Raw genomic sequence first — 20,319 nt, forward strand, 5'->3', positions numbered from 1 at the left:
CATGACCACCGCCGCTGAGGTCGACCCCACCGCCGCGGTGGCCGCCAGGCCGCAGCCGCTCGGCGCGTTCCCCCTGCCGCTGGGGTATCTGCTGATCCCCACCGGCGAGGAGAACGACGCGGTGCGTTCGACGCTGCTGGCGGGGAACGAACCCGCCGCCTGGCCGGACGCGCTGCGCGCCCACGAGCTCGCCCTCTCCGGCGATGTCGACGCGGCTTTGGCCCAGCTGAATGCCGGCGACCCCATCACCCGATACAACCGGTTCGTGCTGCGACCCGACGGCGTCGACACGGACCGGTTGCGCGCCGAGCTGGGCGAATTCGGCGTCCTGGTCGACCTCGTGCTGTTCACGATCGGCGCACGCGACGTGCCGCCCGCGGCCGACGACGCCACCGGTGAGCTCGCCGCCGTCGCGCTGTCCGCGCAGGCCAGTCACGCTGTGGCGCAAGGCAACCCCGAGACCGCCGTCACCCTGCTGATGCGCGCCGCCGCAGCCGCCGCCGAAGTGTCGTCATGCCTCGAGGGCGTGCTGATCGGGGCGGCCGGATCGATCGGCCGCGACACCGACGACGCCTCGGCCCAGCCGCGCCTGGAACGTGCGCTGCGGCTGCTCGACGGCGCCGACGGCCTGCGCGTCACCCGGGCCGAACTGCATCTCACCATCGCGGGGCTGATACACGAACGTGCCCAAGACAATCCGGGACTGCTGGCGCAGGCGATACCGCACTACCACTCCGCGCTGCAGCTGGTGCTGCGGGAGGAGGCGCCGCTGCTGTGGGCGTCGGCGCACGCCAACCTGGCGACGGCATACCTGACCATGCCGATGGTGGAGGCGTCCGGCCAGTTGCGCCTCGGGGTCGCCGCGCAATCGCTGCGGTCGGCGCTGAAGGTCTACACCCCGGAGCGTTACCCCGAGCAGTGGGCGAGCGTCCAGCTGAATCTCGCGAACTCGCTGGTGTACACGCCGTCCAAGCACCAGGCCGACAACCTCGTGGAAGCGGTGGAACTCTACGAGGGCGTGCTCGCGACCCGCTCGCGCGAGAGCGACCCGCTGGGCAGGGCCCGGGTGCTCGCCAACCAGGGCAACGCGCTGGCCCACCTGGGGGTGTTCGACCAGGCCAAGGCCAAGCTGTACGAGGCGCGCTTCCTGTTCGAGGACCAGCAGGACGGCGAATCCGTGCGCGCGGTGCGCGGCGTGCTCGACGAGATCGCGCGTCAGGTGGCGCTTTCGCGTTCCGGGGATCTCACATGACGGTGCTATCCGAGCCCGGGCTCGAAGAGCTGGCCAAGCGGGTCGACGACGCGGTCGCGGCGCTGGCCGGCCTCGACCCGAAGGCCCGGGCCGTGGCCGAAGAGCTCAAGGCGGCACTCGAGGCCGTACATCGTGCCGGGCTGGTGACCATGGTGCGCCGCATGCGTGCCGACGACGCCGCCCGCGCGGTCCTGTTCGAGCTGGTGGACGACCCGGTGGTGCACCTGCTGCTTTCGCTGCACGAGATCATCCGGCCCGATCCCGTCGCCCACGCCAACCGGGTGCTGGACTCCGTGCGGCCCCAGTTGCAAAGTCACGGGGGCGATGTCGTCCTCGTGCGGGTCGAGGACGGCACCGCGTACGTGCGGCTCGAGGGAGCTTGCAACGGATGCTCGATGTCCTCGGCAACCCTGCGGAACCTGGTCGAGCAGGCGCTGGTCGAGGGCGTGCCGGCGATCGGTGCGGTCGAAGTGCTGCCGAACGAGCCGTCGCCGACACTGATTCCGATCGAGGCCCTGCGCATCGGGTCGGCCCCGGTGCGCGACGGGTGGGCCCTGGTCGGCCCCGCCTCCGGGCTGCCCGACGGCGACGTCACGGTGCGCAGCCTGACCGCCGACTCGGGCGAGCGCGCCGACGTGATCGTGGTGAGTGTCGGCCGTCGGTTATCCGCCTACCGCAACGAATGCGCCCACGAGGCAATGCCGTTGGACAACGCCATCCTCGACGTGGACAACGGGACGCTCACCTGCCCCTGGCACGGCTTCTGCTACGACGCGTCATCGGGTGAGTGCCTGAGCGCACCCGGCGCGCAACTCGAGCAATTACCGCTGCGCGTCGACAACGGAGACGTCTGGGTCCGAGTGCGCGGATGAGCCGCTACACGGTCCGGCGCAACGTCACCGCGCCACCCCAGCGGGTCGAGGCAGTACCCGATCTCGATCTCACCGACGGCTGGTCGCCCGACGTGTGGCTGGGCGCACCCGCCCCCGGCGGGCTGGCTCTTCCCGCGGCGGAACCCACCATGGCGTGGATGTATTCGCCGCGCGGGGTGTTCCTCGACGACCGGCACCTGGTGGTCGCCGACTCCGGGAACCACCGGGTGTTGGTGTGGCACAATGCCCCCCGGGCCGACGAGCAGCCGGCCGACGTCGTGCTGGGCCAGCCGGACGGGTCGACCGAGGGCCGCGCGGCCGGCGGCCGCGGGCCCGAACGCGGCATGAACCTGCCGACCGGGGTCCTCGTGCTCGACGGCCGCCTCGTCGTCGCCGACGCGTGGCATCACCGCATTCTGATCTGGGACGAGGTTCCCGCGCGCACCGACGTCGCCCCGGATGTCGTGCTCGGGCAGCCCGACGCGTCCTCGGTGGAGCCCAACGGCGGCGGCGAATGCTGCGCGGCGTCCTTTTACTGGCCCTTCGGGATCGCGATCGTCGGCGGCACGTTCTGGGTCGCCGACACCGGCAATCGCCGCGTTCTCGGCTGGCGGAACGGGATTCCCGATCCGGGCCGACCCGCCGATGTCGTGCTCGGCCAACCCGACGCCGTCCACCGGGAGGAAAACCGGGCGGGGGAACCCGGCCCGGCCAGCTTCCGCTGGCCGCACGACATCGCCGGACGGGACGATCTGTTGCTGATTGCCGATGCGGGCAACCACCGCATCCTGGGGTGGTCGCCCCCGCCCGGCGGCGACGGTCCGGCCGACGTCCTGGTGGGACAACCGGACTTCGCCAGTGCACAGGAATGGCCGTACGGTCCGCACACGGGTGACCGGTTCCGGTTCCCCTATGCGATCGGCCTCGCCGGAGAGCGACTGGCGGTGGCGGACACCGCCAACAACCGAATCCTGTTGTGGGACGGGGTTCCCACCGACGGCCGCCCCGCCGACCACGTGCTGGCGCAGCCGCACTTCGGCGCCAATGGCGAAAACCGTTGGTCATCAGTGCAGCGCGACACCCTGTGCTGGCCGTACGGGATTTCGCTGCACGGGGACCGGCTGGCGGTTGCGGACTCGGGGAACAACCGGGTCGTGATCTGGCGGCGCCGGTGAGGCCGCGCATCGTCCAGGCCGATGGCCAGGTCGGGTTCTATTGGACGACGGCGGCCGGCGCCCCCACCTCTCTTGCGGAATTGACGGCGGCCGACGACGAGCCCGGTCGGCTGGTGGCCACCCACCTGGAGGCGCTGGATGACGCGTTGATCATCGCCGCGGAGCGCTTCGGTGAAATACTCGGCGGGGGAAGGGGACCCGCGGACGCGACCGAGCGTGACGACCTGCTCGAGCTGCACCGCAGCCTGGATCGGTTGTGCCTCGAGTACGCGCAGGCAATCGAGTCCGCCGGGGTAACACCGGACCTGCGCGCCGGCAAGATCATCGGAACGGCGGCGTTGTTTTCGATCCGGGCCAGGCGGCCACTCGGCCTGCTGGGGCCGGCTCCCCTCGACGGCCAACTCGACGACCCCGGCATCGGGGTGGTGGGCGGCTTCGGGGAGATGCGCCAGGTTGATCCGGCGCGACCCTGGCTGGGCGGCCGGTGGGTCGTTCGCACCGAAGCGGGACAACGATTTCCACTCACCCTGTCGATGTTGATGTTCGACAGCTCGGGGGTGAACAAGGACGGCGCGCGCCGGGAGCACCTGGATGCGCTCGGTTCGGTGATCGCGGCGTCTCGCAGTCCCGACGCCGACCCCGTTGCCGTCGCCTGCGCCGTCGACTGGTTGGTCTACGACTGGCTGATGGCGCACCGCGACGGGCCCGACAGCGCCGAAATCGTCTTTCCCAGGGGGCATGAGGACGGCGCCGCCGTCGTAGTGGCCGCGGCCGCGGTGTCGGTGTCGGCCCGGGCGACCGTCGACCCGGGTCTGGCGGGCGCGGGCTCGCGCCGGCGCTGAGCGCCTGCCCCCACGAGATCACCTGGCTTATCCCCCGATTCGGGGTTTGGTCACCCGGCTCGAACGACCAGGCTACGCGGTGTGGACTTCCTTCTCCTCGGCATGATCGTGGCGGCCGTCGCTCTGGCGGTCGCGTGTGAGGTGATGGTCGAGTTGGTCATCACCGCGTTCGTCCCCCGGTCCCGGCTCGCCACCGATCCGGATGGCCCCCGAGCGGTCGGGCACTGACGGATGGCGCCGGTGCTGTGGCCGCTCATCGCGCTGCCCTCGATCGGGGCGGCGGTCTTGTTGCTCGGCGGCAGGCGCGCCGACCCGTGGGGCCATCTGCTGGGGTGTGCGAGCGTGCTGATGTCATTCGGCTGCGGGCTGACGCTATTCACCGGCCTGCTGCACCGGCCGGCGCCCGACCGAGTGCTGCACGAGACATGGTTCTCCTGGCTGAAGGTTGCCGCGCTCAACGTCGAGTTCGGCTTGCAACTGGATGCACTCAGCGTGTGCTTCGTGCTGCTGATCACCGGGGTCGGGGCGTTGATCCACCTGTATTCGATCGGTTACCTGCGCGGCGACCCGGCGCGGCGACGATTCTTCGGCTACCTGAACCTGTTCGTGGCGGCGATGCTGCTGCTGGTGCTGGCCGACAACTACCTCGGGCTGTACTTCGGTTGGGAGGGCGTCGGTTTGGCGTCCTATCTACTCATCGGGTTCTGGTCGCACAAACCGGCCGCGGCGACGGCGGCCAAGAAGGCGTTCGTCGTCAACCGGGTCGGTGATGTCGGGCTGGCGGTGGCCCTGATGATGATGTTCGCCCACCTTGGGACCCTTTCCTACGCAGGCGTATTCGCCGCGGCGCCGTCGGCCGCGCGGCATACGCTCACCATCGTCGGGTTGATGCTGCTGCTGGCCGCCTGCGGCAAATCCGCACAGGTTCCCCTGCAGTCGTGGCTCGGCGACGCGATGGAGGGGCCGACTCCGGTCAGTGCGCTGATCCACGCCGCCACGATGGTCACCGCCGGCGTGTACCTGATCGTGCGCTCGGGTCCCGTGTTCGATGCGGCGCCCGTCGCGCGGGCGGCGGTGGTGATCGTCGGCGCGGTCACGCTGTTGTTCGGGGCGGTGATCGGCTGCGCCAAGGACGACATCAAGAAGGCCCTGGCGGCCTCGACCATGTCGCAGATCGGCTACATGGTGCTGGCCGCGGGCCTGGGACCGGCGGGCTACGCGGTGGCGATCATGCACCTGCTCACCCACGGCTTCTTCAAGGCCGGGCTCTTTCTGGGCGCCGGGTCCGTGATGCACGGCATGGGCGACGAGACCAACATGCGCCGCTACGGCGGGCTACGCACGGCGATGCCGGTCACCTTCGCCACCTTCGGGTTGGGGTATCTGGCCATCATCGGTATCCCGCCCCTGGCCGGGTTCTTCTCCAAGGACGCGATCATCGAGACCGCCTTCGCCGCGGGCAGCGTCGCCGGCGCGGTCCTGGGCGGCGTGGCGATCCTGGGGGCCGGCATCACGGCGTTCTACATGACCCGCGTCATGGTCATGACGTTCTTCGGCGAACCGCGCTGGAACCCGGGCCGTCGTCCCCACGAATCGCCCCCCATCATGACGGTGCCCATGATCGTGCTGGCGTGCGGCTCCGTGGGCGGTGGGGCCGCCCTCGCGATCGGGGACACCCTGCAGCGTTGGCTGCAGCCGGTGACCGATCCACGGCCGGTCGGGCAGCACGCCGCCGGGCCCGCCTGGGCGCTCATTGCCGTCACCTTGGCCGTGGTCGCGCTCGGGGCCGCGATCGCGTATCGCGGCTATGGGACGCGTCCGGTGAAAACGGTCGCTTCGGAATGGGTTTCGGGATGGGCGGCCGCAGCCCGTCGCGACCTGTTCGGAGACGCCGTGAACGAGGCGGTGTTCATGCGTCCCGGCCGGCGCCTGTCCCGGCGGCTCGTCGACGTGGATCGTGGGCGGATCGATGCCGCGGTGGAAGGCGTCGCCCGGTTGGTCGTCGCCGCCTCGGTGCAGGTGAGCCGGATCCAGACCGGCTTCGCGCGGTCGTACGCGCTGGCGATCCTCTTCGGTGCCACCGGTCTGTTGTGCAGTCTGGCCGTGGGAAGGCTCTGATGACCCAGTTGCCGTTGTTGACCGTGTTGTGGCTGGCGCCCCTGGTGGGGGCCTTCGTGGTGCTGGCGGTGCCGGCGGGCAGGCCGGTTGTGGCGAAATGCACGGCGGTCGGCGTCTCGGTGGCCGGGGTAGTGATCACCGTCGTGCTCGCCGTACGCTTCGACCCGAATCGGCCGGGTTACCAGTTCGTCGAAAGCCACCGCTGGTTGCCGACTTTCGGCGCGGGGTATGTCGTCGGCGTCGACGGTGTCGCGATGGTGCTGGTGGCGCTGACAGCGGGGTTGATGCCGCTGTTGCTGACGGCCGGCTGGAACGACGCCGAACGGCCCCACGGCTATGTGGCGCTGATGCTGGCGGCCGAGTCGGCGATGCTGGCCTCGCTGGTTGCGCTGGACCTGCTGCTGTTCTTCGTGTTCTTCGAAGCGATGCTGATCCCCATGTTCTTCCTCGTCGGCCGGTACGGGGGGCCCGGGGCGCCGCGGGCCGCGCTGAAGTTCCTGCTGTACAGCCTGTTCGGCGGCCTGCTGATGCTGGCCGCGCTGATCTTCCTCAACCGGGCGGCCGCGGGGACTTTCGATTTCCGGACCATCGTGGCCGCGGTGGCCTCGGGCGCCATGGCCCCGAATCCCGCGGTCATGCATGTGCTGTTCCTGGGCTTCATGTTTGCGTTCGCCATCAAGGCACCGCTGTGGCCGCTGCACACCTGGTTACCGGGGCTGGCCGCCGAAGCCACGCCGGTGACGGCGGTGCTGATGATGGCGGTCGTCGACAAGATCGGCACATTCGGCATGTTGCGATACTGCCTACAACTCTTTCCCGGGAGCGCAATCCTGTTCCGGCCGTTCGTGATTGCCCTGTCCGTCGTGGCGATCGGCTACGGGGCCCTGGTCGCGATCGGTCAGCGCGACATCATGCGCGTGATCGCCTACACGTCGATCAGCCATTTCGGGTTCATCGTCCTCGGCATCTTCGCGATGACGGCGCAGGGCCAATCGGGTGCGACGCTCTACATGGTCAATCACGGCCTGGCCACCGCCGCGCTATTTCTCATCGCAGGCTTTCTCGTCTCGCGCAAGGGCAGCCGGCTGATCGAGGACTACGGCGGGGTGCAGCAGGTCGCTCCCGTGCTTGCCGGAACGTTCCTGATCGCCGGCATGGCATCGCTCGCCCTGCCCGGACTGGCGCCCTTCGTCAGCGAGTTCCTGGTGCTGGTCGGCACTTTCACCAGGTATCCGGTGTTCGCGGTTTTCGCCGCGTCGGCGCTCGTCCTCTCGGCGATCTACATCCTGTGGCTCTATCAGCGGTTGATGACGGGCCCCCGGAGCGAGGACGGCGCCGCGTTCGGCGATCTGCGGCCCCGTGAACTGGCCGTGGTTTCGCCGTTGCTGGCGTTGCTCGTCGTCCTGGGTTGCTATCCCCAGCCCGCGCTGAACGTGATCGATCCGGCGATCGGGCACGCCGGGGCGGTGGTGCCGGCACCCAAGGCCGGCTAACGCGCCGACGCCGGTTCCGCTTTGCGCGGCTCACCGGCAGTTATGACGCCTCAGGCCGCTGACCATTCACGCAAGCGCGCCGGATTTCAGCGACTCCAGGGCGGCGGCACACAATTGGGCGAGTTCGCTCGCTTCCTCGGGCTCGAGGGCCGCTGCGAAAATCTCGGCCATCCGGTGGTTGGTCGCCTGTTCGACTTCGGCGTAACGGTCCCTCTTGTCCGCGCCGTCGGCGAACGGCTCGGGCCACCCGAACATGGTGGTGTACTCATGCCCCCTGTTGATCATGTGCGCTTCGACGGGGCGGATACCGGAATTGGTCAAGGCGTTGAAATGCACGCCGCCGCGCAGTTCCCGAAGGATGAACATCACCTGTAGCGCGCGCGCCGGAGCATCACCGGCCAATGGCATGGTGCGCCAGCCGGCGTATAGCGGCAGTCCCGCGCCCGGTGTAGCCGCAATGACCCTTTCCCCCAGGGCCGCAAGCCGATCGAGCCCTTGGGCATCGGCGAGGTACTCGCGGCCGAATCGCGCGGCTTGGTCCCAGTACAAGTCGGCCGCACCGGCCGCGCCGTGCACGGCAATGCCCTCGTCCCACAGGGCGCAAAGGAAGTCGGGTTCGAAAACGACGAACACCGAACTGGCCGTGGCTCCACTGGCGTCGCCCAGCACCCCGCCCCGCCCGGCGACGTAGCCCGCGAAAGGATTCTCATAACCGGCGGCCACGCTTTGGGCGAACGTCTCGGGGTGCAGCATGAACACCGCCACCGCCTCTTCGATGGGACCGCCCGCAGCGCGGGCGGCGCCATACATCGCGTCATCGCTCATGTGAGTTCTCCTGTCTGAACTGATCATTGATGGCAGTGCGCAAAGGAGCGGGCGGTCCGATCTACCAATGTCGGTCAGCCGACCCCGGCGGCCACCGGCGTATCGGCCAGCGGTGTCGATCGGCCCCGGCCGCCGCGTTGGTTTCGCAGCCGCCTATCGGTCAGGACGCGCAGCAACAGGCCGTAACCGACCACAAGGATGCCCACGGCGGTAAGCAATGGCGCGAATACCGTCAACGGTGGGAAGTTCGTATCGACGATCACGTAGTTGTGCTGTTGGCGTTCCAGCCCGGGGATGACGTCGTCGCGGAAGTAATCTCGGATGAGGGGGACGGAACGGGCCGGTGAGCCGTCGAAGCGGGTGAGCCTGTCGGTGCCGGGCACCTCCTTCCAGCCGTCGGTGACGCGCCGCAGACTGGTGACCAACTCGTAGACCTTCGGGAACGTCGTCCGCAGGGTTGCCCACATCTGCGCCGACGTGACGCCGGACGCCGAAGCCAGGTGTTCAACCAGCCGCGACGCGTCGGCGACGGAGGCCGAAAAGGGCACCCCGTCAAGCAGTTTGGCGGTGTGAGGGAAGTCCAGCCGCACCAGATCGCGGACGTCCTGGGTGGGGACACCCACCTTCTGCGCAACGTAGTCGAGCAGCTTCGGGTATTCCTGTGTCACCCCCCCGTCGGGAAGCACCGCCGGTCCGAGCGCGTCAACGAAGACCGAGATGAATTCGATCCCGGCGCGATCGCCCTGGATTCGGTCCAGCGAGAACACCGGGCGGGTGTCGTCAAGCAGCGCCTGCCCGCCGATCAGGCGCGGGAACAGGTTGAGCCCGAGCACCAGCCCGACGACCGCGACGCCGACCACGGGAACGACGGCCCAGGCGCGCCTGAGCGGACCGGCCGGTACCCCTCGCCGGGTCGCCGCGACCATCACGGTCCCGAAGCTGATTACCACGACGCCCAGGGCGAGCAGCAGTGGGGCCAGGAAGGCGACGCCGCCGCGCGTCCCCAACGGACGAAAGTTGGCTTGTTGACGCTCGACAGGACCGACCACCTCCTGGCTGAGGTAGTCCCTCAGCTGCGGCATTGTGTGCACCGGCGTGCCGTCGAACCGGGTCAACTTCTGCGTGCCGGGGATCGCGTCCCAGCCGGCCGTCAGCTTCGGCAGGTTGACGTAGACCTGCCAGATCTTGGGGTAGTCGGTCTGCAGCAGCTGGTCCACCTCGTCGGGCGTGATCAACAAGACGGTGCTCAAATAGTGGACGAGCTTGGGAAGTTCGGCGCTGACCTCGGTCAGCGGCAGCGAGGTCAAGAACCCGTTGATGTAGGGGTAGTCCCTTGTCAGCATCGCCTGGGCCTCGTCGGTGGAACAATGGGTCCGCTCGGCGATGAAGTCGATCAGCTTGGGTACCTCGGCGGCGGCGCCATCCCGATGCATCATGGTCTCGCCGGTGTCCGTTGCGGCCGAGACCATCTCGATGCCCCCACGGGCGCCCTGCACGCGGTCGACGGTGAACGCGGGGTTGAGGTCGTCGACCATGGACTGGGCGGCGTTCAGTCTGGGAAACAGCTGCCAGGACACCACCAAGATCACGACGATCACACCCAGCGCGCTGACGCCGGCCCACGCCGCCGTGAGCTGCGTCTGGCTGCGGCGCGCGGCCGGGTGTGTCGCCGACACGCCTGAAGTGCAGTGAATTTCGTCGCTCACGTAATCGGAATCAGGCCGCTGACTTTCCACCGTTCCCCGTCCTGCTGGGCTGTGACTATCCACCGGTTTTCCCTTTCCAGCGTCAACTTGCCATCGGGGGATCTGGACGTGAACTTGGTGACCACCAGCACATCCACACTGCCGTCGTCGTTCCACCGCGCGACCCCGGCGTCCAGGACGGTGCCGGTGGCCGGTTCGCTGCGCGCGACCTGGACGAGGATCTCGTTCTCGTTTTCGCGGTACTGCTCGGCGAATTGACCAGCGGCCTGGGCGAGTATGCGGTCTGTGTAGGCATTGGCGTGGAACGGGTCCGGTGACGTGAATTCCGTCATGAAGGCATGAACGTATCCGAGCGCCGCGACGTCTTTGATCGATGCGCGCCTTTGGGATTGGTGGGATAACAGCACCCAGGCGCAGACGGCCATTGCCGTCACGGCGACCGCCCCGGAGAGCGTCACGGTGAGCCGCAGCCCCCACCGTCGCCGCGGCCGCGGTGCGCAGAACAGCCCAGCCTCACCCGGGTCGAGCCTGCGTCGCGGACTCACGGTTTGGCCCCGGCCGGCTGCGACGTGCTCACGACGGAGAAATCGTCGATTCGCCACGCCGACGTGCCGGGCCTGACGAAAGTCACCCGCACCGAAGCGGCGAGGTAGCGCTCGTTGGGTGCGTCTCCCCGCTCGCCCTGCAAGAACATCAACATGGTCACGCGATCCGGGGTGGCGGTGAGCACCGAGCTGTTGGTGACCCAACATTCGTTGCGCACCGGGCCCGCCCTCCGGGCCGCCTGCTGCTGGGCGGACAACTGTGGGCGGTATCTCTCCGTCGCGAGCGCGCTGGCGCGGTCGAAGTCGCCCTGAACCGAATCGGGGTGATAGGTGAGCAACTCTTCGACCATGCGCGGGCCCTGCCGCGCGACCTGCGCCCGGGCATCCGCCACGGACCGGTCGTATTCCCGCACGACTCCATAGCTGATCGCGGCGCCGCACCCACACACCGACGCGCTCAACACCAGAAGCGCGGCCGCGCCGCCCCGCAGGCGCTGGTCCCGTTGTCGCGCAATGGTGCGGCGCGCCCCTGTGTCCAGCAGCATGTCGGCGAACGTGCGGCGCTGCGCATCCCACAGCGGCCACAACCAACCGACGAACAGTGCGGCTGTGTCGAGGAGGTGGGCGGCATCGCGCAACAGCAGCCGCCCTGGTCCGATGCCGTCACCGTTTCGGCGCCGCATCACCCGGATGCCGAACACCGCCCGGCCGAAACTTCCTCCCGTGTATGCCGGCAATACCCAACGGTTGAATGCCGTGCACACCGTTGCGACGGTGCCCGAGAAGACGCAGGCCCACCACCAGGGGCCGCGCGCCGGCACGGCCAGCGCGACTAGCGTGGAGGTGACCAAAACCATTGCGCCAGGCAAGGTATCGAGAGCAAACGCCCCCGCGCGGGCATGCCACGGCGCCGGGTCGGCAGGTGATTCACGGTCGTCGGGCCCGGTGGTCGGCCGGGCCTCGGCGACGGCACTCACTCGGCCGCCTGGCTGAGCTCGGCGACCTTGAAGTGGCCGTCCTCGGGCACCATCTTCACCCGCAGCCGATAATTGCTTCCCCGGTCGGCCGCTCCGCCCTGTGAGACCTTTGTGCGGAAAGCCACCAGCACGATCACCGAACCGTCGCCGTTGTTGCGCTCGACCGCCGCGCGCATGTCCGGGACCTCGACGTGTACGTTCGCCGCCTGGTAGGCCTCGGCCAGCACGGCGTCGTAGAACGCGACTTGGGCACCGAAACCCCGAGTGGAGCACTCCGTGAGCTTGCGCCGGCTGTCCGGTAACGCTGCGCCGTCGGCCGGTTGCGTCGCCGCGACACAATCCTTGGCGGCGGCCACGGCGTCGGCTTCGGCGCGGTCGAGGGCTTCGGTGGCCCGGTGGGCGCGCAGCGCGAGGACGCCACCCGCCGCGGCGGCGCACGTGAGCACCACCAGCGTCGCCGCGATCGCCGCCAGCCACCTGCCGTGCAGGCGGACCGCGCGCGGTCCGCGGGACCGCGCGGCTTCGCCGGGCCGCGACGCGTCGGCCGCGTCCGTGCCTCGGGGCGGGTTCAGTTCTTGGGCCCCAGCATGCTCTTCCATCCCTCGTCTCCCGTGTCGGTCGAGCTCTCGACGGAATACCGCACGCCGTCGGCTCTGATGAATTCGCCGCTTTGCCCCCGTGGTGCGCCCGACAACTCGGCCGGTGTGTAGACGCACGGGTTGGGCTGCTGCCCGCTGCACTGTGCGGTCCCCGATCCCGGTCGGGACGGCGGGTCGCTGACGGGCGGTGGCGTTCCCGGCACCTGGTCGGCCGGCGCCGGGTTCAATCCAGTGTCGATGGTCGGGGCGGGCAGCACGAGGCCCGGCTTGACCGGTTGGTCGCAGCGTGCGGCCGGCGCGGGGCAGCTCAGTATCTGGTTGGGGTCGCCGTACCAGGGGTTGGTGCCCGCCGGGACGTAAGGGCTGTTGCTGCGGCAGTCCTGTGGTGATGCGGCCCGCTTGTCGGGTGCGTCGATGCACGGGATATTGCGGGCACCGCGGACGGCATTGGTGGGGGTGTCCTGCGGGATTTTGCAATACGTCCCCGCGGGTAGCGGCGCGATGTTGGTGTCGGCCGGCGACCGCCACTGCGACGCGGGAACGAATCCGGTCAGGCAGGGCGGGGGCTGATTGATCGACAGCCCCAGGTCGATGTTGGCCTCACCCGGAAACGCCAGCGTCGCGGTCTGCGCGACGGAGCCGACCTGCGGCAGGAGTGCCAGCACTTGCTCGAGGCCTTGGTGGTAGCGCAGCAGCAGGCCGGTCACGACTTCCAGATTGGTCAGGGTCTGCGGGAGGGACTCGCGGACACTGCCCACTACACCGCCAGCGGCGTCCAGCGCTGGGGCGGCCTCGGCGAGCGCGGCCCTGAGCTCCGGATCTTGTTGGGCGGTTTGCGTGGCCACGACGTCGAGGTTGTGCACCCACCGCTTGAGTTCGTCACCGGACGCGGCCTGGCTGTCGAGCACGGGTCCGGCGTGGTCGACGATGTCGTCGATGTCGGTGCTGTTGGCCGCAAATTCGCCGCTGAGAGCCTGGGTCGAATCGACGAGCCGGTGCAACGCCGGACCCAATCCGCCCAACGCGCGCGCGGTCTCGTCGAGCAGGGCGGCAAGCTTGCCTTTCGGCAGGGCCGCCAGGCTGCGGTTGAGGGTGTCCAGCGCCGCTCCGATGTCTTCGGGCACGGTGCCTTTGGTAATGGTCTGTCCCGGCGAAAGAAAGGCGCCGCCAGGCGATTTCGACACCAGGTCGAGGTATTGCTCGCCGACGGCGGAAACCGAATGCACGTCGGCGGTCGCGTCGGCGGGAATCTTGTACCGACTGGCGATGCTCATGGTCACCTCGACGCCGGTCTTGGTCGGCTTCACCGAGGTGACCTTGCCGACCGTGGTGCCCCGGTACGTCACGTTGGCGGTGCGGTAGAGGCCTCCGGACGTCGGGAGGTCCGCTTTCAGGCTGTATTGCCCGATGCCGGCCAGGGCCGGCAGGCGCAGGTAGTAGCAGCCCAGGACCAACGCGGTGATCGCGGTCAAGATCGCGAACACGACGAGTTGCCTTCGCACGAACGGGGTTACCATGCTCACTGGCCTCTTTCCACCAGCGGTCCGCCCGGCGCGTTATTGGGATTCGGTGTGAACCGGACGTCGGGGATCATGGTCGCCGGGTCGCGGCCCCAGGACTGCTCGAGCGCCCGGAGCGCCCCGCCGAAACGGGTATCGGTCAGGAGCCCGTTGTCGAGCGCGCTGAGCGTGAGGTCGACGTCGAGCGACACGTTGATGTAGTCGCCGCGGAAAGTCTTCGGGACCGCGTCGATGTCGAATGGCGCGGTGAGGGCGACCTTGAGCGCCGGGATCAGATAAGGGGCGGCGCGGACGAGCTCGGTGAACGGGCGCTGCAGGGAGATCAGGTCGCGATGCAGACCCGTTCGCGATGCGGTCACGGTCTGGTGCGTGGCGTCGCCGAACCGGCCGAGCGACTCGACCGCCTCGATGACACGGCCGCGCGAGTCGGTCAGGTACTTCACCAAGGGCGGCAGCTCGGTCAAGGCGCGCTGCAACGTGTCGTTGTGGGCGGCCGCGATCGCCAACACCCGGTCGGCGGAGTCGATGGCGTGGGTGATGTCGCCGATCTGCTCGTCGAGCTTTGCGGTGAACGTGTCGAGTTTGTTCAGCAGGGCGCGGATCTGGTCGGCCCGCCCGTTGACGATGTTGTAGACCTCATCCTGGATCACCTCCAGGTTCGCCACCCCGCCACCGCGGAGCAAAGTGGCGACGCTGGCCAGGGTTTGTTCGGTGGTGGGGAAAGCCGACGAGTTCTTCAGCGGGATGGTGTCCCCGCCGACGAGCGCCTCCGGCGAGGGATTGCCGGGTGGAGCGGCCAACTCGACATGCTGGCTGCCCAGCAGGCTGGTCTGGCCGATCTTGGCGGTCGCGTTTTTCGGCAGCCGCACGTTGACCGGCAACTCGATGGTCAAGGTGGCGACCCAGTCCTTGAGCCGAATCGCGCGGACCTGGCCGACGTAGACATCGGCAACCATGACCTTGCTATTGGGCGTGAGCCCCAAGGTGTCGGGCATCTGCACGTAGACGGTGTAGGAGCCGCGCCCGGTGCCCGGCCCACCCGGAATCGGCATGTTGGCGATGCCGCGCCACTGGGTACATGAGCTCAGCGCCACGGCGCACGCCAGCGCCGCCAGGCCCCGCCGGACACCGCAACTCATCGGCCCGCTCCCGCGCTCACATCAGCCGGCGCGACCTGCGGCGCCGGTGTGGGTGCGACCGGACCCGGGATCACATCGGTGGCGGGAAGCGGCGGCGGGCCGGGCTGGGGATACCACGGGGGAGGAAGGGGGCTGGATTCGTTGTACGCGTCGGGCGGACCGGCCTGGTTTTGGCCCGGCGGGGGCGGAGCGGCGTCGGCGCCGCCCATCAGCTCGGCCATCGACTGGGGTGTCAACAGCCTTTCAGTGGCGGGCTGAACCCGCACCCCCTGCATCCCCGGCGCCGCCACCCATCCGGGCTGATTGTTGCCCCGGGTGAAGGGCGAGTCGGCGGCGAAGATGCCCGGCACCGTGGTGTCTTTGAAGCCGGGCGGGGGTTGCAGTCGCGGCTCGGAATATGCCACCTCTTTGGGCAGCGTCTCGGCCGTGCTGAACGGCATGACGCCGAATGGCAAGTAGTTGAACTTCATCGCGTCGAGGACCGGCGTCAAATACTGGGCGCACATTTCGGCGGAGTCCTGATATCCGAGTCGGCTCGACGCCTGGATCGCACTGCAGATGAGATTCAGCGGGTTCGCGAAGTTGGTGAGTGCGGGGATGATGGTCAGCGCGCCGTGGCTGGGGTGATAGACGTTGCTGTTGTTCGCCGCGAACGTCGGGAACACGTGCAGGAACGTCTCGAGCGCGTTGGCGGTGTCGGGCTGCACCAGCGGCGTGGTCGCCACGGACAAGTTGTTGACATCGTGGGTCAGCGCCTGGCCGTTGTGATCGAGGAACTTGTGCAGCACCGGCAACAGGCTGTTGAGCTGCTTGACCGCGTCGGCGACCTCGTGGTCGTTGGGAGCGAGCCCGGACGAGAGCCGTGCCAGGTTGCCGTTCAGCGAGACGAGCTGCTGCTCGTTGATTTTCAGCGCGGTCAGGAAGGTGGCCAAGCCGCGTAGCACCGCGAACGTTTCGCCGCGGCTGTCGCCCAGCGCGGTCAGCGCCGTCGACAAGCTGTTGAGCGACGCGTTGATCTGGTCGCCTTTGCCGGCCAGCCCATCGGCCAGAGCTTCGAGGGCGTCTCCCAACGGCCCCTTCGGCTCCTCGGGTGTCGGGCCGAGCCCGGAGACCGCCTTGCTGATGCTGTCGCGCAGGTCGTCCCATTCGACCGGTACCTGGGTGCGCTCGAGGGGAATCACCGTGTGGTCGCCCAGCACGGCGCCGCCGTTGTACGGCGGCTCCAGCTGGATGCTGCGGGAAGCGACCAGGCTCGGGTTGACGATCACCGCCGAGGCGTCGGCGGGCACCTTGTATTTGCTCTGGTAGTGAAAAGTGACCTTCATCTTGTCGGCGGCGGGCTCGACTTTGTCCACCGAACCGACCGCGACGCCCATGATCGCGACGTCGTCGCCCGGGTACAGCGCGTTGGCCTGCCGGAAGTAGGCGATCACGGTGTTGGTGGTGAACTTGCGGTACAGCTGAAAGCCCCCGTAGGCGGCGGTCATGGCGATCGCCGCCGTCGTCGCGAGGACGATCGACCGGCGCGTGAGGGCCGCCCGGCGAATCCTGGTCGCGAGGCTCACCGGTTACCGTTTCCGTTCTGGTCGGGCGCGACCGGCAGGGCGCGGGCGCCGGGTGGGGCGTTCGGCGGCAACGGCACCGGCGTGCCCGGAAGGCTTGGCGCTGGGGCGCCGGGCAGGCCGGCAATCGGGATCCCGGGTGCCGGTGGCGGTCCGTCGGGTTTGGGCGCCGACGTCTGGACGTCGACGGGCGCCGGGAAGTCACCACCGCCGAACGGGCCGACGCTCAGGCCCGCGCAGGGCAATGGATCACCGGGCCGCGGCGCCGCGGCAGCCGGCGGGCTGTAGGCGCACGGCGATCCCGGCGGAACCGCCGGACCGGGATGGTCCGGGGTGCCCTCCAGCACCGGGGGAGCCGGGGGCGGCGCCCCGTTCGGCAACCGGGTGCCGTTGGGATCCGGCCATTGGAAGGCGGGCAGTCCGGCGCTGCGCCAGAAGTTCTCCGGATCGATGCCGCGCTTCTTGAAAGCCGCATCCAACCACGGCTGCAGCACCTGATAGGGCAGGAGATTGAAGATCGCCGCCTTGACATAGGGCCCGGATGACACGATCTCCGACAGTGACGCAACGAACTTGCCGAGCTGGCTGACCGTGTTCACCAGGTCGTCCTTGCGTTTGACCAGCACGTCGCTGACGGCGCCCACTTGTTGCAGCACCGCCGCGAGGTTCGGGTTGTCGTTCAGCAGGCCTTGCACTTGAGCCGTGACCGCCGTGACGTTGCGCAGCAGCTCGTCGACGGCCGCCGCGCGCTGGTTGATGGCGGTCAGCAGCGCCTGCGCGTTGATCAGCAGCCGGTTGATCTGGTCACCGTGCACACCGAGCACACCGGCGACTTTGCTGGTCTCACCGAGGAGGTGCTGTACCCGCTCGTCGCGCTTGCCGACGGTGTCGGCAAACCGCCGCAGCCCGTCGAGGGTGGCGCTCAGGTGCGGGTAGGTCTGGCCCACGGTGTCCGACAGCACGTGCAGCGATTCTCTGATGGTGTTGACGTCCCATCCGGCGGCGTCCTTGGTGGCGTCGCGGAAGGCGTCGTAAATCTGGTACGGGGTGGTGGTCTGACGCAGCGGCAGCACGCCGTTGGGCTTGAGCCGCTCGGCGCCGCGCGGCTCGATCTCGAGAACCTTGCGGCCCAGAATGGTGTCGGTGCGGATCGCCAGCCGGCTGTGGGTGCCGATTATGTTGTCGCCCATGGTGAATCGAACCACCACATGGCCGGTGGCGATCTTTATCTCCTGCACCCTGCCGACGTCCATGCCGGTAATACGCACCCTGTCTCCCGCGTGCAGGGCGCCGGAGTCGGCGAACTCACCGTAGTAGCGCGGCTCGGCGAACAGCATCGGGACGCTGGTGAAGGTTTGCCCCACCGCCGTCGCCAGCACCACCAGTGTGATGGCGAAAACACCGATCCTGACCCGATTTTCGGGTTCAAGCGCCCTCATTGCGGTGTGCACCTTCCCGTGGGCTGCTGCGTGAGCCGGACCTTGCGGACGGGCCCGCCGGGCTGCAAACCGTTGAGCGTGAGCGTGATGTCGCAGAGGTAGAGGTTGATGAAGTCGCCGTAGGTTCCGGCGCTGCGCCCGAGCAACGTGAGTGCGGTGGGGAGGCGATGCAGCAAGTCGTCGAGCTGAGGTGCCTGGTCGACGACGGGCTGCAAAATCCCTTGCGCCGCCGCGATGTTCTTCGCCAGCAGCGGTCGATCGTCGGCCAGCAGCTCCGCCAGCTCCCCGCTGGCGCGGCTCAGGTTCTCGACGCCGTCGGCGAGCGGATTGGCATGATCGTTCAACCCGGTGATCAGCTTCTCGAGGTTGACGACGGTCGAGTCGGCTTCGCCGGCGTTCTTGACGATGCTGTCGAGGACCGTGTTGAGGTTCTTGACGACGTCGCCGATCGCCTCGTCCCGATCGGCCAGCGCCGAGGTGACCTTGGCTGTCTGGTCCAGGATGTCGTTGATGGTGCCGCCCTGGCCCTGGAACACCGTGACGATCGCCGAGGCGATCGTGTTGACTTTCGTGCTGTCGAGCGCGCGAAACACGGGCCGGAAACCCCCGATCAGCGCGTCGAGGTCGAGCGCCGGCTGGGTGCGCCCCAGCGGAATCAGCCCGCCGGGCGCCAGCACACGGTCCGCGCCGTCGCCCTCGCCCCGCTTGAGCTCGAGGTAACGCTCGCCAATCAGGTTGGCATAGCGAATGTGCGCGGTGGTCGACTGGTAGAGCGGCAGCGACCGGTCGACGGCGAAGGCCACCCGGACCTGACGGCCCTCGTCGATGAGGCGAAGCTTTTTGACCTTGCCGACCTCGACCCCGGAAGCCCGGACGAACTGGCCTTGGCGCAGGCCGCTGGCCGAGGAGAAGTCGGCGGTGTACTCGACGGTGTCCTCGAAACGCAGCTGCCCGAAGACGACCACCGTGATCGCGGCGAAAACGATGAGAACCAATGCCGACACGGCGAGTTTGACGGCGGTGCGGGTGATCTTCATGGGTTGATCGTGTTCTCCCCGATCTGGCGGCCCCAGACGTATTCGGTCGCCCAGGGGGTCCCGATCGCGAAATGGTTGTAGGGGGCGACGCTGGCGCCGGTGTCCATCTGCAGGATCGGCGCGGGCCACAGATCCCGGGTGATCTTCTGCCAGCAGCCGGGCGCGCCGCCGGGGCCGCCCCTGGCGTTGACCCGGGGCAGGTTGTCGGGATAGACGTACGGGTTGGTGGCGCCGACGAGGGCGGTGTGGACCCGCAGGGAATACCCGTTGCCAAGCCCCTCGGCGGCCGCGACCGCCGGTTCCACCTGCGCCGCGTTGCGGATCGTGCAGAACAACTCGGGGCTGTAGGTGTCGAGCAGCGCGGTGGTGGGGACGAGTTCGTTGGCCACCTGCCCCAGATGCGATCCGCCGGCCGCGAGGACGTCACCGCCGGTGTGAGCGAACCCGATGGCCGCCAGCAGCGTTGCGTCCAAGTCCTTCTGCTGGGTGGTCAGCGTGTGTGCGGTGGTGCTCACGCCGGCCAGCGAGTGCCAGAGATCCGGCGACGCGTCGCCCAGGATGTCCGAAACGCGCGCCAGTTGCGCGATCTCGTGGTGCAGCCCATCCATGCGGGGGTTGACGTTGTCGAGGAACTTGTTGCCGTCGACGAGCGCCGTCCCGAACTTGTCGCCGAGGCCCGACAAGGCGTCGGCGGCACCGCTCAGCGTCAGGTTCAGCTTGATCGGGTCCACCGTCTTCGCGAGCGAAGTCAGTGTCTCGAATACCGTATCGATCTCCGTCGTCACGGATCTGGTGTCGATGACGTCGGAACTGGTGATGGGGGCGCCGGGATGCTTCGGCGAACTCAGCGACACGTACTTGCCGCCGAAGATCGTCGTCGACTTGATCGCGGCGACCACGTTGGCCGGGATCAGCGTGAAGTACTCGGGGGACACCTCCAGGATGAACTTGGCCGCCGGCTTGCCGTCGCGCTCGATCTCGCTGATGCTCGCGACCTGGCCGATCCCGACCCCGTTGAACGTGACCTTGGATCCGGGCCCGATCAGCAAACCGGCTCTGTCCGCCACCAGCGTCAACGATTCTTTGGGCGTGAAGCCACCGCGGAATTGCACGAAGACCATGGACACGACCAGCGCTATCGCCGCGAATCCTACGGCCCCGGCGGTCTTGTACGGGGGGACGCGAGGTTTGTTACGTGTCGGCGGGATCGTCATGGCG

General features: G+C 68.6%; 18 protein-coding genes. 7 read left to right on the top strand and 11 right to left on the bottom strand.

The window, feature by feature from the left end; genetic code table 11:
• Position 1 precedes the first annotated feature (1 nt).
• The 7 genes from SKC42_RS10665 (at position 2) to SKC42_RS10695 (ending at position 7,752) form a co-directional block, all read left to right on the top strand.
• A complete protein-coding gene (locus SKC42_RS10665) occupies positions 2 to 1,252 on the top strand; it encodes a hypothetical protein (RefSeq protein ID WP_330964263.1) in 1,251 nt (416 codons plus the stop codon).
• Positions 1,249 to 2,124 carry a NifU family protein gene (locus SKC42_RS10670; protein WP_330964264.1) on the top strand — a complete coding sequence of 292 codons (876 nt, stop codon included), beginning with the start codon at positions 1,249 to 1,251 and terminating at the stop codon, positions 2,122 to 2,124. The genes SKC42_RS10665 and SKC42_RS10670 overlap by 4 nt, the downstream gene beginning before the upstream one ends.
• The gene (locus tag SKC42_RS10675) at positions 2,121 to 3,299 is read left to right on the top strand and encodes an NHL repeat-containing protein (RefSeq protein WP_330964265.1); all 1,179 of its coding nucleotides are present in this window, start codon (positions 2,121 to 2,123) and stop codon (positions 3,297 to 3,299) included. Before SKC42_RS10670 ends, SKC42_RS10675 begins: the two co-directional genes overlap by 4 nt.
• Positions 3,296 to 4,141, top strand: coding sequence for a hypothetical protein (locus tag SKC42_RS10680; protein WP_330964266.1), 846 nt, complete (start codon positions 3,296 to 3,298; stop codon positions 4,139 to 4,141). Before SKC42_RS10675 ends, SKC42_RS10680 begins: the two co-directional genes overlap by 4 nt.
• A gap of 81 nt (positions 4,142 to 4,222) precedes the next feature.
• Positions 4,223 to 4,369 carry a hypothetical protein gene (locus tag SKC42_RS10685; RefSeq protein ID WP_330964267.1) on the top strand — a complete coding sequence of 49 codons (147 nt, stop codon included), beginning with the start codon at positions 4,223 to 4,225 and terminating at the stop codon, positions 4,367 to 4,369.
• A gap of 3 nt (positions 4,370 to 4,372) precedes the next feature.
• Entirely contained in the window at positions 4,373 to 6,259 is a 1,887-nt protein-coding gene (gene nuoL, locus SKC42_RS10690) for an NADH-quinone oxidoreductase subunit L (RefSeq protein ID WP_330964268.1), read from the top strand.
• Positions 6,259 to 7,752, top strand: coding sequence for an NADH-quinone oxidoreductase subunit M (locus SKC42_RS10695; RefSeq protein WP_330964269.1), 1,494 nt, complete (start codon positions 6,259 to 6,261; stop codon positions 7,750 to 7,752). The genes nuoL and SKC42_RS10695 overlap by 1 nt, the downstream gene beginning before the upstream one ends.
• 66 nt (positions 7,753 to 7,818) lie before the next feature.
• On the opposite strand, the gene SKC42_RS10700 is transcribed toward SKC42_RS10695, so the two are convergent.
• From SKC42_RS10700 to SKC42_RS10750, 11 genes are all read right to left on the bottom strand, one after another.
• A complete protein-coding gene (locus tag SKC42_RS10700; protein ID WP_330964270.1) occupies positions 7,819 to 8,577 on the bottom strand; it encodes an SCO6745 family protein in 759 nt (252 codons plus the stop codon).
• Positions 8,578 to 8,651: 74 nt separating this feature from the next.
• Positions 8,652 to 10,253 carry a hypothetical protein gene (locus SKC42_RS10705; protein ID WP_330964271.1) on the bottom strand — a complete coding sequence of 534 codons (1,602 nt, stop codon included), beginning with the start codon at positions 10,251 to 10,253 and terminating at the stop codon, positions 8,652 to 8,654.
• 26 nt (positions 10,254 to 10,279) lie between these two features.
• Entirely contained in the window at positions 10,280 to 10,828 is a 549-nt protein-coding gene (locus SKC42_RS10710; RefSeq protein WP_330964272.1) for a mammalian cell entry protein, read from the bottom strand.
• Entirely contained in the window at positions 10,825 to 11,805 is a 981-nt protein-coding gene (locus SKC42_RS10715; protein WP_330964273.1) for an RDD family protein, read from the bottom strand. The genes SKC42_RS10710 and SKC42_RS10715 overlap by 4 nt, the downstream gene beginning before the upstream one ends.
• The gene (locus tag SKC42_RS10720; RefSeq protein ID WP_330964274.1) at positions 11,802 to 12,404 is read right to left on the bottom strand and encodes an Mce protein; all 603 of its coding nucleotides are present in this window, start codon (positions 12,402 to 12,404) and stop codon (positions 11,802 to 11,804) included. Before SKC42_RS10720 ends, SKC42_RS10715 begins: the two co-directional genes overlap by 4 nt.
• Complete coding sequence (locus SKC42_RS10725; RefSeq protein WP_330964319.1) at positions 12,374 to 13,921, bottom strand: MCE family protein; 1,548 nt, start codon at positions 13,919 to 13,921, stop codon at positions 12,374 to 12,376. Before SKC42_RS10725 ends, SKC42_RS10720 begins: the two co-directional genes overlap by 31 nt.
• A 2-nt stretch (positions 13,922 to 13,923) precedes the next feature.
• Positions 13,924 to 15,063 carry a virulence factor Mce family protein gene (locus SKC42_RS10730; protein ID WP_330964275.1) on the bottom strand — a complete coding sequence of 380 codons (1,140 nt, stop codon included), beginning with the start codon at positions 15,061 to 15,063 and terminating at the stop codon, positions 13,924 to 13,926.
• Positions 15,060 to 16,628, bottom strand: a complete 1,569-nt coding sequence (locus SKC42_RS10735; RefSeq protein ID WP_330964276.1) for a virulence factor Mce family protein — start codon at positions 16,626 to 16,628, stop codon at positions 15,060 to 15,062. The genes SKC42_RS10730 and SKC42_RS10735 overlap by 4 nt, the downstream gene beginning before the upstream one ends.
• Positions 16,625 to 18,064, bottom strand: a complete 1,440-nt coding sequence (locus tag SKC42_RS10740; protein WP_330964277.1) for an MCE family protein — start codon at positions 18,062 to 18,064, stop codon at positions 16,625 to 16,627. Before SKC42_RS10740 ends, SKC42_RS10735 begins: the two co-directional genes overlap by 4 nt.
• The gene (locus tag SKC42_RS10745; RefSeq protein ID WP_330964278.1) at positions 18,061 to 19,101 is read right to left on the bottom strand and encodes an MlaD family protein; all 1,041 of its coding nucleotides are present in this window, start codon (positions 19,099 to 19,101) and stop codon (positions 18,061 to 18,063) included. Before SKC42_RS10745 ends, SKC42_RS10740 begins: the two co-directional genes overlap by 4 nt.
• Positions 19,098 to 20,315 carry an MCE family protein gene (locus tag SKC42_RS10750; protein ID WP_330964279.1) on the bottom strand — a complete coding sequence of 406 codons (1,218 nt, stop codon included), beginning with the start codon at positions 20,313 to 20,315 and terminating at the stop codon, positions 19,098 to 19,100. The genes SKC42_RS10745 and SKC42_RS10750 overlap by 4 nt, the downstream gene beginning before the upstream one ends.
• Positions 20,316 to 20,319: the final 4 nt, after the last annotated feature.

It is taken from the genome of Mycobacterium sp. 050134, from assembly GCF_036409085.1.
Lineage (GTDB): Bacteria > Actinomycetota > Actinomycetes > Mycobacteriales > Mycobacteriaceae > Mycobacterium.

Coding starts and splice junctions, on each gene's coding strand:
- SKC42_RS10665 (WP_330964263.1), top strand. CDS start 2: ATGACCACCGCCGCTGAGGTCGACCCCACCGCCGCGGTGGCCGCCAGG.
- SKC42_RS10670 (WP_330964264.1), top strand. CDS start 1,249: ATGACGGTGCTATCCGAGCCCGGGCTCGAAGAGCTGGCCAAGCGGGTC.
- SKC42_RS10675 (WP_330964265.1), top strand. CDS start 2,121: ATGAGCCGCTACACGGTCCGGCGCAACGTCACCGCGCCACCCCAGCGG.
- nuoL (WP_330964268.1), top strand. CDS start 4,373: ATGGCGCCGGTGCTGTGGCCGCTCATCGCGCTGCCCTCGATCGGGGCG.
- SKC42_RS10695 (WP_330964269.1), top strand. CDS start 6,259: ATGACCCAGTTGCCGTTGTTGACCGTGTTGTGGCTGGCGCCCCTGGTG.
- SKC42_RS10700 (WP_330964270.1), bottom strand. CDS start 8,577: ATGAGCGATGACGCGATGTATGGCGCCGCCCGCGCTGCGGGCGGTCCC.
- SKC42_RS10720 (WP_330964274.1), bottom strand. CDS start 12,404: ATGGAAGAGCATGCTGGGGCCCAAGAACTGAACCCGCCCCGAGGCACG.
- SKC42_RS10725 (WP_330964319.1), bottom strand. CDS start 13,921: ATGGTAACCCCGTTCGTGCGAAGGCAACTCGTCGTGTTCGCGATCTTG.
- SKC42_RS10730 (WP_330964275.1), bottom strand. CDS start 15,063: ATGAGTTGCGGTGTCCGGCGGGGCCTGGCGGCGCTGGCGTGCGCCGTG.
- SKC42_RS10740 (WP_330964277.1), bottom strand. CDS start 18,064: ATGAGGGCGCTTGAACCCGAAAATCGGGTCAGGATCGGTGTTTTCGCC.
- SKC42_RS10745 (WP_330964278.1), bottom strand. CDS start 19,101: ATGAAGATCACCCGCACCGCCGTCAAACTCGCCGTGTCGGCATTGGTT.
- SKC42_RS10750 (WP_330964279.1), bottom strand. CDS start 20,315: ATGACGATCCCGCCGACACGTAACAAACCTCGCGTCCCCCCGTACAAG.